The sequence below is a fragment of the Actinomycetospora sp. genome (assembly GCF_036497245.1).
Classification (GTDB): Bacteria; Actinomycetota; Actinomycetes; order Mycobacteriales; family Pseudonocardiaceae; genus Actinomycetospora.
The window spans coordinates 1-11,312 of the sequence record NZ_DASXJS010000212.1 but is presented as its reverse complement, the minus strand read 5'-3'; the positions used below and the strand labels follow the sequence as shown (position 1 = coordinate 11,312).

The following is an 11,312-nucleotide window of genomic DNA, read 5'->3' as shown; positions in this document are numbered from 1 at the left end:
GCCGCGAGCGCACCCGTGGCGGCGCCGGCGCGCAGGTCGAGCAGGAGCAGCGGGTCGAGGCCGAGCACCTCGAGGGCGAGGGCCTGGGCGGGCTCGGTGTCCCGCGTCGCGGCCAGCCACCAGGCGCGCGAGCCCGGCGCCCACGCGTCGGCGAGCAGGGCGGCCACGCAGACCGCGGCCCCGTCGAGCAGCACGGGCGTCCGGCGGCGCGCGGCCTGGGCGAGGAACCCGACGAGCGCGGCGAGGTCGGCGCCGCCGGCGATGCGCAGCAGGTCCTCCGGGTCGCGGCCCGCGGCGCGGCTGCGGCGCAGCCCGTCGCGCACGGCCGCGGCCTTGCGCATCCAGGCGTTGTCGTCGATGCCGCTCCCGCGCCCCACGACGGCGACCGGCTCGCGGGCGGTCATCGCGGCGGCGAGGACGGCGGTGGGGGTGGAGACGCCGACGGCGAGCTCACCGGGGACGAGCAGGTCGGCGCCCTCGTCGACGGCGGAGTCCGCGGCAACACGGCCCGCGTCCAGGGCGGCCTGCACCCCGTCGGGGCTCAGCGCGTCCTCGCGGTCGATCCGGCCGCTGGGCCCGTCGCCGACCTCGACGACGCGGACGTCCGCCCCGGCCACGGTGGCGAGGGCGTTGGTCGGGGCGGTGCCGTCGCGCACGGCCTCGAGCCGGGCCGCGGTCTCCTCGGGCCCGAACGCGGACACCCCGGCGACCGCGATGCCGTGCTCGGCCGCGAAGAGCACCACCCGCGGCGACGACGGCGGGCGCGCGGGGGAGCGGGCCTGGCAGGCGGCGAGCCACGCGGCGACGTCCTCGAGGCGCCCGAGCGCATGCGAGGCGAGCGGGAGGCGGGTCAGGTGGGCGCGGGCATCGGCCCGCGCGGCCTCGTCCGGGGGTGCCACCGACGGCACTAGGTGCTCCCTTCGGTCGCTCGTGAGCACACGATGTCTCGACAGCCGCGCTCAGTGCTCACGAGGCGCGGCCACCTTAAGCGGCAGCGGCAGGCCGGCCACCAGCAGGCGTACCTCGTCGCACGCCGTCGCGAGCTCGGTGTTGAGCAGCCCCAGTTCGTCGCGGAAGCGCCGCCCCGCCGACGTCGAGGGCACCACCCCGAGCCCGACCTCCGCCGACACCAGGACGAGCGGCCCGGTCCGGCGGGCGACCGCGTCGACCAGCGCCGCCCGGGCCGCCGCCACCGACGCCGCGTCCCGGGCCCACCCGGCGTCGTCGAGCAGCCCGGTGACCCAGGTCCCGAGGTCGTCGACGAGCACCGCGACGTCGGTCCGCTGCGCGAGGACCGCGGCGGTCACCGTGCCGTCGTGGTCCTCGACGGTCTCCCAGCGCGCCGACCGGCGGGCCCGGTGCACGGCGATCCGGTCGGCCCACTCGGGGTCGGCGGCGGGGTCGACGGCGCGCGCCGTCGCCACGTAGACGGCAGGCGAGGCCTCGTCGAGCAGGGACTCCGCCCAGGCCGACTTGCCCGAGCGCGTCCCCCCGAGGACGAGCGTGCGGGAGGTGGGCGGGGTCAGGAGACCGGCTGCCCGACGGTCACCCGCGGGGCGGGCATGCGCAGCTTGCGGATCTGGGTGGCCCGCGTGAAGGCGTACCAGCCGAGCGAGAGGCCCTTGGCCTCCTCGTTCGGGAACTTCTCGCGGACCCGCGCGAGGATCTGGCGGCCGAGCAGCGTGCCCTCGACCACCATCGCGGCGAGCATGCACAGGCACAGCAGGCTGCCGATGTTCTGGATGCCCGGGATCGGCACCACGACGGTGATGAAGATCAGCACCGCGAGCGGCATGAACAGGCCCATCAGGTGGCGCCGCGAGTCCACGAGGTCCCGGACGAAGGCCTTGAGCGGCCCGCGGTCCCGCACCGGGAGCACCCGGTCGTCCCCCGCGGCCATGCGCTTGCGGCGGTCCGCGGCCGCCTCCCGCCGCTGGCCCTTGTCGCCCCGCAGCGTCTTCGCGCGCTTCATGGCCTCGCGCTGGGTCTTCGGGGCCGGGGCCACCGGGCCACGACGGCGGCCCTCGGCCTCGCGGCGCGACCGGGTCGGGCGGCCCTTGCCGGTGTTCTGCCCGCGCTGCCCACCGACGGAGACGACGTCCTGCTCCTCGACGGCCTCGGTGTCACCGTCGGGGGAGGCGGGCGCGGAGGTGGCGCTGGAGCCGCGGCGCAGGAAGTTCACGCGACCAGGATAGGACACCCGGCGCCGTATCCGGTCACCTCAGCGGGGGTCCTCCTCCGCGCTCGCCGGGAGAGGTCTCACCGAGCGGGCCTCCGGCCCGCTACCGTGGCCGTCCATGCGCGTGCTCATCGCGCCGGACGCCTTTCGGGGCACGCTGTCCGGCGATCAGGCCGCCGCGGCCGTCGCGGACGGCTGGGTCCGTGGCGCCGCGGACGACGAGCTGACCCGCTCGCCCGTCGGCGAGGCGTCGGCCACCCTCGAGACGGTCGCGGACGACGAGCTGCCCGACCTCGTCGTCACCGGCGAGGGCAGCCTCGAGTTCCGCTCGCTGCGCGACACCGCCCTGGCCGCGGTCTCGGCGGCCGCGATGGCCCGGGGGGTGCCGTGCATCGTGCTCGCGGGCCAGGTCCACGTCGGGCCGCGCGTCGCGTTCGAGTCCGGCATCCACGGCGCCTACGCGACAGCGGCCGACGCCGGGTCGGTGGAGGCGTCGATGGCCGACCCCGCGGGCACGCTGCAGGTGCTCGCCGAGGGGATCGCCGTCCACTGGGGTGGTCGGCGCGGGCGCGCGGACCTGCGCCCGGAGCTGCTGCCCCGGACGCCTCCGGATCCGATGGTCCCCGGGCCGCGCGACCCGGGCCACGAGGGCACCGGGTCGGGTCTCTGACGCGGACCTCACCGGGATCCGGCGCCCCGCGGCGCAGCGTGGGCGCGCAGGAGGGGGAGGGCGATGGACGAACGGGACGACGCCCTGTCGGTGCTGATCATGGTCACCGGGCCGCTGGCCCTCGTGATCTCGACCGGCTGGCAGGTCGCATGGCTGGTGCTCCTCGCGGTGTTCGCCGTGCTGCGCCGCCGCGGGACACCGTTCCCGGGGGCGCCCAGGCCCACCGCGTCGCCACCGGACCCCGCCGGAGCGTGACGCACGGCGCTCGTCGCGTGCGCGCGCGTGAAGGCACGCCCGTGATGTGACACCATGGAGATCGCAGGCGAGCCGCGCCGTGCCCCGCCGGGATCCCGATCCGGGCCCCCGACGGAGCGCGCCGCGCCGGGCGGGAACATCCCGCCGCCCGGTGGGGTTGCACGGCGAGGACCGCACCGGGAGCTCCAGGGAGAACCATGACCGTCGAGAACCCCACCGCCCCCGCCACCGAGGCGGCGCCGGGCGAGCACGGCGTCGAGCTGAGCGAGGCCGCGTCGAGCAAGGCCAAGGCCCTGCTCGACCAGGAGGGCCGCGACGACATGCACCTGCGCATCGCCGTCCAGCCGGGCGGTTGCGCCGGTCTGCGCTACCAGCTCTTCTTCGACGACCGCAGCCTCGACGGCGACCTCCTCCGTGATTTCCAGGGCCTCAAGGTGGCCGTGGACCGGATGAGCGCGCCGTACGTGATGGGCGCCACCATCGATTTCGTCGACACCATCGACAAGCAGGGCTTCACGATCGACAACCCCAACGCCGGCGGGTCCTGCGCCTGCGGCGACAGCTTCAACTGAGGCGCCCCTGACACTGGGTCGCCCCTGACACACGAGAGCCCCGGGTCCGCGAAGGACCCGGGGCTCTCGTCTGTTGACGGGCGGTCGGCGAAATGGCGCCTCCCGTGCAGAACGAACGACTCGTTCGTGGCTTCTATATGCACGAACGAGTCGTTCGTTCCGTAGGTCCGGAGGGGCCCCGCGGCGAGGAGGGCTCAGCGCGCCTCGGGCACGTCCGCGACGACCTTCGCCTTGAGGTCCTCCGGGGGCTGGGCGCCGAGCTGGGCGACGACGTGCGACGCCGCGACCGAGCCGATCCGGCCGGCGACCTGCATGTTCAGCCCGCGGGTCCACCCGTAGAGGAACCCGCCCGCGTAGGCGTCGCCCGCTCCGGTGGTGTCCACCAGCTCGTCGGCCGGGCGCGTCTCGATCTCGTAGGTCGCGCCGCCGACGCCGTAGATCGTGGAGCCCTTGGCCCCGTGGGTCACGGCGACGACCTCGCAGTTCCCGCCGCGGTCACGCAGCAGCGAGGAGACGCCGTCGTCGCCGACCAGCGCGGCCACCTCGTCCTCGTCGGCGACGATGAGGTCGACCGAGGTGCGGGCCAGCTCGCGGAAGTAGTCGCGGTGACGCTCGACGCACCCCGCGTCGGACAGCGTGAGCGCGACCTTGCCGTCGCCCTTGGCGGCGGCCTCGACGACCTTGCCGATCGTCTCGCGCGCATGCTCGGTGTCGGCCAGGTAGCCCTCGATCAGCGTGACGCCCGAGCCGGTGACCTCGGCGGCGTCGACGTCGTCCGGGCCGAGCGCGGTGCAGGCACCGAGGTAGGTGCCCATGGTGCGCTCGCCGTCGGGGGTCACCAGGACCAGGCACCGGGCGGTCGAGGGGCCCTCGGTGAGGGCCGGAGTGCGGAAGCTCACGCCGTTGCCGCGGATCGACCGCGTGAACGAGGCGCCGAGCTGGTCGTCGTGGACCTTCCCGACGTAGCCGGCCTCCGCGCCGAGCGCGGCCGCGATGGCGATGGAGTTGGCCACGCTGCCACCGGAGCGCTCGGTCGTCTCACCGGCCTTCGTGTACAGCGTCTCGGCCTGCTCCTGGTCGACGAGCGTCATGCCCCCCTTCGGCAGGTCGAAGGCGGTGATGGTGGCGTCGTCGGTCTGTGTGAGCACGTCGACGATCGCGTTGCCGATACCCAGTACGTCCATCGGGCCGGGCTCTCCTCTCCCTGGCGGTACTCGCTTCGGATCAACGGACCACCGTAGGTGATGGGGTGCGCGCCGACAGCCCGATCGTTGCGTCGGGCACTATCCCCGCCGATCAGGCATAGACCGGGTACTGCGGCTCCGGGATCGCCGGTGTGATCCGGCCCTCGACGAAGATGCCGTGCCAGAGCATGAACACCAGCAGTGTCCAGATGCGGCGCGAGTGGTCCACCGGACCGGCCCGGTGCTCGTCGATGAGCCGCAGCACGGCGGCCTTGTCGAGGATCGCGTCGGTCTGTGAGTCCCGGACGATCCCGCGGGCCCAGTCGAGCATGTCGGTGGCCAGCCAGTGCCGGATCGGCACCGGGAACCCGAGCTTGCGACGGTTCAGCACGTGCGGCGGGACGATCCCCTCGATCGCGCGGCGCAGGGCGTACTTGGTGGTGCCGTGCGCGATCTTCTGGTCCGTCGGCAGGGCCGACGCCACGCGGAACACCTCGGGGTCGAGGAACGGCACGCGCAGCTCGAGCGAGTTCGCCATCGTCATCTTGTCGGCCTTGACGAGGATGTCCCCACGCAGCCACGTGAACAGGTCGACGTGCTGCATCCGGGCCACCGGGTCCCACGAGCCGGAGTCCGCGTAGATCGGTGCCGTCAGGTCGGTGTGCGAGAGCTCGTCGTCGTAGCCGCGCAGCACCGCGTCGAGCTGGGCGGGGAAGAAGTTGCGGGCGTTGCCGTAGTAGCGCTGCTCCAGGGGGAGCGCGCCCCGGCGCAGCAGATCCTTGCCGCGCACACCGGTCGGCAGGCGCTCGGAGAGCGCCCCGGCGAGCTTGCGGACCGCCCCGGGCAGCTTGTCGAACGGCGCGAGCGAGATCGGCTCCTTGTAGATGGTGTAGCCGCCGAAGAGCTCGTCGGCGCCCTCTCCGGAGAGCACGACCTTCACGTGCTTGCGGGCCTCGCGCGCCACGAAGTAGAGCGGCACGAGCGCCGGATCGGCCACCGGGTCGTCGAGGTACCAGACGATGAGCGGCAGGACGTCCATCATCTCCTGCGCGGAGACGGTGCGGACGACGTGGCGGACCCCGATCGCCTCGGCCGACTCGGCCGCGACGTCGACCTCCGAGTACCCGGCGCGCTCGAAGCCCGTCGTGAAGGTGATCAGGTCGGGGTTGTGCTCGCGGGCGAGTGCGGCGATGACCGTCGAGTCGATCCCCCCGGAGAGGAAGGCCCCCACCGTGACGTCGGCGCGCATGTGCTTGGCCACCGAGTCCCGCAGCACCTCGGTGATCTCCCCGTGGCGCCGCGTCTCCTCCGCGGTGTCGCCGCGGGGGATGGGGCGTTCGTCGAACCGCGGCGTGAAGTACCGCTGCACGCTGACCGGCTCGCCGGGAGTCACCGTGAACGAGCAGCCCGACTCGAGCCGGCGGATCGCGCGGTGCAGCGTCGCCGGCTCGGGCACGTACTGCAGGGTCAGGTAGTGCTGCAGGGCCGCGGGGTCCGGTGCGGCCGTCGAGGCCCCCAGCGGCCCGAGCACCTCGAGCAGGCACTTCTTCTCGCTGGAGAACGCCACTCCGTGCGCGCCCGCGGCGAAGAACATCGGCTTGATGCCGAACGGGTCCCGCGCCCCGAAGAGCACCCGGTCCCGGGTGTCCCAGATGAGGAACGTGAACATGCCACGCAGCCGCGGCACCGCGTCGGCGCCCCACACCGCGTAGGCCGCGACGATGGCCTCGGTGTCCCCGCCGGTGGCGAAGCGGACGCCGTGGTCGCGGGCCAGCTCCTCCCGGAGCTCGAGGTAGTTGTAGATCTCGCCGTTGAAGACGATGCGGTAGCGGCCTGCGTCCCCGAGGGCCGAGCCCTGCTCGGCCGGGAACTCGAGCGGCTGGTGGGAGCCCTCGACGTCGATGATGGACAGCCGGTTGAACCCGAGCGCGACGTCGTCGTCGTGCCAGACGCCCGACTCGTCCGGTCCCCGGTGGCGCATGCAGGGCAACGCGGCCTCGACGTCCGTCGCGTGCCGTACCGCCGTGCCCTCCGCCGTGATCCAACCCATCAGCCCGCACACGTGGCCCAGTATGGCGAGGGGGAGTGGCGGCCCGATCGCGCCACCCGTCCCGGGCCCGGTGGCACGGGCGTGCTGCCCTCGGATGCCGGTCACCGAGGGGGCCTGCGGACTCGCATCCGGGGGACGCGCCCGGCCCCTCCGACAGCGCGTAGTGGTTGGCTCGGCTAGTCTCCCCGTGTCCGGACCTGGGGTGCCGTCGCCCGAGGTCGCACGGCCTCGAGGAGGGCAGCCAGCAGTGCGCCGAGCAGCGAGCGTTGCGCAGGCCGGGGAGGTGCCCTCCCGGCAGGACCAGCGGGGCCGGGGGTCGCAGCGTCGGACTCGACGGGTGACCCGCGCGTTCCAGCTCGCCGTCCTGGCCGGGGCCGTCGCGCTCTTCTCGACCGGGTGCTCGGTCGGAGAGGTCATCCGCTTCGGCTGGCCCGTGGGCGTCACGCCCGAGGCCACCCTGATGCGCGAGATGTGGACCTGGTCGGCGATCGCGGCGCTCGCCGTCGGCGTCATCGTCTGGGGTCTCACCGCCTGGACCGTCGCGTTCCACCGGCGCAAGGCCGGCGACTCGGAGCTGCCCCGCCAGTTCCAGTACAACCTGCCGCTCGAGCTCGTCCTCACCGTGGTGCCGCTGATCATCGTCGCGGTCCTCTTCTACTTCACGGTCATCGTGCAGAACGTCGTCGACCGTGAGCCGGCGGGCAACGAGCTCAAGATCGACGTCGTCGCGTTCCAGTGGAACTGGGACTTCGAGTACCCCGGGACCCGCCAGCCGACCGGACAGCCGGTCTCGACGGTCGGGACCACGGCCGAGGTGCCGCTGCTGGTGCTGCCGACCGACCGGCCGATCTCGTTCACCCAGCGCTCCGAGGACGTCATCCACTCGTTCTGGATCCCGGAGTTCCTGTTCAAGCGCGACGTGCTGCCGGACCCGGAGAAGAACGACCAGAAGAACGTCTGGGTGATCGACAAGATCGAGCAGCCCGGATCGTTCGTCGGGCGGTGCGCGGAGTACTGCGGCTCGTACCACTCGATGATGAACTTCGAGGTGCGGGCGCTGCCGGGCAACCTGTTCGACCAGTACATGCGCCTGCGGCAGAGCACGAACGCCGACACCGGTCAGCCGTACACCGCCGCCGAGGCGCTCGCCCGGATGAACTGCGGCCCGCTGTGCTCGCCCACCGCGGTGACCACGCACCCGTTCAACCCGGACCCGACCACCCGTCTGGCGTTCTGACATGGCCTGCCCCACGAACCCCGCTGAGAGGAGCGCGCGGCGATGAAGGTCGAGTCCCGCATCTTCGAGATCCTCACCGTGTTCTGCTTCGTCTGCGCGCTCGTCTACGGCCTCATGTCGAAGGAAGCCGTCGGCATTGTCGGGCTGACCCTCACCGGTGGCCTGTGCCTGATCGTCGGGACTTACTTCCGGTTCGTCTCCCGGCGCCTCGAGGAGCGCCCGGAGGACAACCCGGAGGCGGAAGTCTCCGACGGCGCGGGCGACGTCGGGTTCTTCAGCCCCGGCAGCTACTGGCCGATCGGCCTCGCCGGCTCCGTGGCGCTGACCGGCCTCGGGCTGGCGTTCTACCAGTGGTGGCTCATCGTGCTCGCGGGCATCGGCCTGATCATCATGGTGTCCGGGCTGGTGTTCGAGTACCACGCGGGTCCCGAGGCCCACTGAGGTCTCGCCCTTCCGCTCCTGACGGGCGTCGTCGGCTCCGGCCGGCGGCGCCCGTCGTCGTACCCGGGCCCGTGTCGGCCTCGTAAGGAAACAGGACCAGAAGGTACGTGTCCACTACTCTCGCGGGATGCGGGAGCTGACGGTGGACCTGTTCGTCACGGTCGACGGCTGGGCGAAGGGGACCTCCTCCCCGGCCTACTTCGGCTACGGCGGCCCCGACCTCGACGCGTGGATCGACGAACAGACCTGCCGGCCCCAGGTCATGCTGATGGGGAGCACGACCTACCGGACGCTCGCCGAGATCGTGGCCGACGCCGACGACCCGGCGTCGCGGCTGATGACCGAGCGCGGGAAGGTCGTGTTCTCCCGCTCGCTGTCCGAACCGCTGACCTGGGCGAACACCACACTGGTCCGTGACGCCGCCGAGGCGTGGGTCGCCGCGGCGAAGACCGAGCCGGGGGACCCGCTGCGGGTGATCGGGAGCCTGTCGCTGGGCCGGAGCCTGCTGCGGGCCGGCCTGGTGGACCGCTACCGGCTCCTCGTGTTCCCCCAAGTCCTCGGGTCCACCGGAGCGGAGCCGCCCTACGCCGGCCTGCCCGACCTCGATCTGGAGCTGATCGGGACCTCGGTGCTCGACGGCCGACTGGTGCTGTTGGACTACCGGCCGATGGTCACGGCGGGCTGAGCTCCGGGGCAAAAACGCCGACGGGGCGGGGAGCGTGGTGCTCCCCGCCCCGTCGGCGGTCGTGCGGTGTGGCGGTGGGTCAGTCCCGTGGGTCGCGGGGCCGCCCGGCGTCGGGCCGGCCCGCGAGCTCGCGGTCGCTGCCCGGCTCGACCTGCAGCGGGTCGGTGCCGGTGCCGCGGTGCAGACCGTCCTCCTGCTCCTCGGCCGGGTCGGGCCGGAACCAGCCGCCCTTCATCGGGTGGCCGGCGCTGCCCAGGTCGTTCATGCGCTTCGGGACCGTGGCGCCCTGGTACTCCAGCGGGATGGCGTGGCCGTGGTTGTCGACGCCACCCAGGGGCTGGTGCACCTCGATGAACTCGCCGTGCGGCAGACGCTTGATGACGCCGGTCTCGATGCCGTGCTCGAGCACCTCGCGGTCGCCCCGCTGGAGACCCAGGCAGATCCGGTAGGTCGCGAAGTAGACGACCGGCGGGATCACGAGCAGCCCCATGCGCCCGATCCACGTCATGACGTTCAGCGAGATGTCGAACGTGTAGCCGATGATGTCGTTCCCGCAGGCCACGACGAGCCAGAAGTAGAACGCCATCGCCATCATGCCGGTGGCGGTGCGCACCGGGACGTCACGCGGACGCTGGAGCAGGTTGTGGTGCGCGTCGTCCCCGGTCAGCTTCCGCTCGATGATCGGGTACGCGATCAGCAGGTTCACCAGGAGCCCGAAGCCGATCACGGCGGGGAAGAAGATCGCCGGGATCGTGTACGTGCCGAACAGGTACATCTCCCACGAGGGCCACAACCGGACCGCGCCGTCGAACACGGCCATGTAGAAGTCGGGCTGCGAGCCGGCAGAGACCTGCGTCGGGTCGTACGGGCCGAGCTTCCAGATCGGGTTGATCTGGAAGACGCCGGACATGATCGCCATGATCCCGACGGAGACGACCATGAAGCCGCCACCCTTGGTGGCGAAGGTCGGCAGGATGCGGACGCCGACGACGTTGCGCTCGGTGCGTCCGGGGCCGGGGAACTGCGTGTGCTTCTGGAACCACACGAGGGCCACGTGGACGCCGATCACCGCGAGGATGATCCCCGGCAGCAGGAAGACGTGGACGATGTAGAGCCGCGGGATGATGATCGTCCCCGGGTACTCGCCGCCCATGATCGCCCACTGCAGCCACGTGCCGACCACGGGGATCGACATGATGATCGCGGAGAGGCCGGTCCGGAGGCCGGTGCCGGAGAGCAGGTCGTCCGGCAGCGAGTAGCCGAGGAAGCCCTCGATCATGCCGCTGAGCAGCAGCACGACGCCGAGCACCCAGTTGGTCTCACGCGGCCGGCGGAACGCTCCGGTGAAGAACGTCCGCATCATGTGCGCGATCATCGCCGCGACGAAGATCAGCGCGGCCCAATGGTGCAGCTGCCGGATGAACAGCCCGCCGCGCACGTCCATCGAGATGTTGACCGTGGACTCGTAGGCCTTGGACATGATGACGCCGCGCAGGCCCGGGAAGGTGCCCTCGTAGGTCGTCTCGGCCATCGACGGGTCGTAGAACAGGGCCAGCCACGTGCCCGAGAGGAGCAGCACGATGAAGCTGTAGAGCGCGATCTCGCCCAGCATGAAGGACCAGTGCGTGGGGAAGACCTTGTTGATCTGCCGCCGGATCGGTCCCGCCGGGTGGACGCGGCTGTCGACCTCGTCCGCAGCGGTCCCGACGAGCTTCATCGCCGTGCTCCCGCTGCGCGTCGGTGTGGTGATGGCACTCATGATCTGCGCTCCCAGAAGCCGGGCCCCACCGGCTCGATGAAGTCACTGCGGGCGAACAGGTAGCCCTGATCGTCCACCGCGATGGGCAATTGCGCCAGCGGGCGGGCGGCAGGCCCGAAGACCGGGCGTGCGTACTCGTTGGCCAGGAACTGCGACTGGTGGCACGGGCACAGGATCCGGTTGGTCTGCGACTCGTACAGCGAGGTGGGGCAACCCAGGTGTGTGCACACCTTGGAGTAGGCGTAGAAGTCGCCGAAGTGGAAGTTCTCCTGGCCGGCCC

General features: G+C 72.3%; 13 protein-coding genes. 6 read left to right on the top strand and 7 right to left on the bottom strand.

All coding sequences use genetic code 11. From position 1 onward, the window contains the following. The 3 genes from VGI02_RS22500 to VGI02_RS22490 all read right to left on the bottom strand — a co-directional run. A partial coding sequence (locus VGI02_RS22500) for a nicotinate-nucleotide--dimethylbenzimidazole phosphoribosyltransferase (protein WP_331631058.1) occupies positions 1 to 899 on the bottom strand: 899 nt, incomplete at its 3' end. Positions 900 to 959: 60 nt separating this feature from the next. Next, the gene (gene cobU, locus VGI02_RS22495) at positions 960 to 1,526 is read right to left on the bottom strand and encodes a bifunctional adenosylcobinamide kinase/adenosylcobinamide-phosphate guanylyltransferase (RefSeq protein WP_331631060.1); all 567 of its coding nucleotides are present in this window, start codon (positions 1,524 to 1,526) and stop codon (positions 960 to 962) included. Then, complete coding sequence (locus VGI02_RS22490; protein ID WP_331631056.1) at positions 1,523 to 2,182, bottom strand: DUF3043 domain-containing protein; 660 nt, start codon at positions 2,180 to 2,182, stop codon at positions 1,523 to 1,525. Before VGI02_RS22490 ends, cobU begins: the two co-directional genes overlap by 4 nt. 115 nt (positions 2,183 to 2,297) lie before the next feature. On the opposite strand from VGI02_RS22490, the gene VGI02_RS22485 reads away from it, so the two are divergent. The 3 genes from VGI02_RS22485 (at position 2,298) to VGI02_RS22475 (ending at position 3,676) form a co-directional block, all read left to right on the top strand. Then, the gene (locus VGI02_RS22485; protein WP_331631054.1) at positions 2,298 to 2,849 is read left to right on the top strand and encodes a glycerate kinase; all 552 of its coding nucleotides are present in this window, start codon (positions 2,298 to 2,300) and stop codon (positions 2,847 to 2,849) included. Positions 2,850 to 2,912: 63 nt separating this feature from the next. Continuing rightward, complete coding sequence (locus VGI02_RS22480; protein ID WP_331631052.1) at positions 2,913 to 3,104, top strand: hypothetical protein; 192 nt, start codon at positions 2,913 to 2,915, stop codon at positions 3,102 to 3,104. 197 nt (positions 3,105 to 3,301) lie between these two features. Continuing rightward, entirely contained in the window at positions 3,302 to 3,676 is a 375-nt protein-coding gene (locus VGI02_RS22475; protein ID WP_331631050.1) for a HesB/IscA family protein, read from the top strand. A 194-nt stretch (positions 3,677 to 3,870) separates the two neighbouring features. Here VGI02_RS22475 and VGI02_RS22470 read toward each other — a convergent pair whose 3' ends face one another. Next, a complete protein-coding gene (locus VGI02_RS22470; RefSeq protein ID WP_331631048.1) occupies positions 3,871 to 4,860 on the bottom strand; it encodes an adenosine kinase in 990 nt (329 codons plus the stop codon). Between the two features lie 112 nt (positions 4,861 to 4,972). After that, positions 4,973 to 6,922 (bottom strand): asparagine synthase (glutamine-hydrolyzing), encoded by a 1,950-nt coding sequence (gene asnB, locus VGI02_RS22465; RefSeq protein WP_414638348.1) that lies wholly within the window; start codon positions 6,920 to 6,922, stop codon positions 4,973 to 4,975. Positions 6,923 to 7,247: 325 nt separating this feature from the next. Here asnB and ctaC point away from each other — a divergent pair, with 325 nt between their 5' ends. From ctaC to VGI02_RS22450, 3 genes are all read left to right on the top strand, one after another. Beyond that, positions 7,248 to 8,147 carry an aa3-type cytochrome oxidase subunit II gene (gene ctaC / locus VGI02_RS22460; protein ID WP_331631044.1) on the top strand — a complete coding sequence of 300 codons (900 nt, stop codon included), beginning with the start codon at positions 7,248 to 7,250 and terminating at the stop codon, positions 8,145 to 8,147. A gap of 42 nt (positions 8,148 to 8,189) precedes the next feature. Then, positions 8,190 to 8,588, top strand: a complete 399-nt coding sequence (gene ctaF, locus VGI02_RS22455; RefSeq protein ID WP_331631042.1) for a cytochrome c oxidase subunit 4 — start codon at positions 8,190 to 8,192, stop codon at positions 8,586 to 8,588. Between the two features lie 127 nt (positions 8,589 to 8,715). Further along, positions 8,716 to 9,273, top strand: coding sequence for a dihydrofolate reductase family protein (locus VGI02_RS22450; RefSeq protein WP_331631040.1), 558 nt, complete (start codon positions 8,716 to 8,718; stop codon positions 9,271 to 9,273). A 79-nt stretch (positions 9,274 to 9,352) separates the two neighbouring features. On the opposite strand, the gene qcrB is transcribed toward VGI02_RS22450, so the two are convergent. Beyond that, positions 9,353 to 11,032: a cytochrome bc1 complex cytochrome b subunit gene (gene qcrB, locus VGI02_RS22445; protein ID WP_331631038.1), complete on the bottom strand. Its 1,680-nt coding sequence runs from the start codon at positions 11,030 to 11,032 to the stop codon at positions 9,353 to 9,355. Beyond that, positions 11,029 to 11,312: QcrA and Rieske domain-containing protein (locus VGI02_RS22440; RefSeq protein ID WP_331631036.1), on the bottom strand; the 284-nt coding region annotated here is incomplete at its 5' end. The genes VGI02_RS22440 and qcrB, both read right to left, overlap by 4 nt.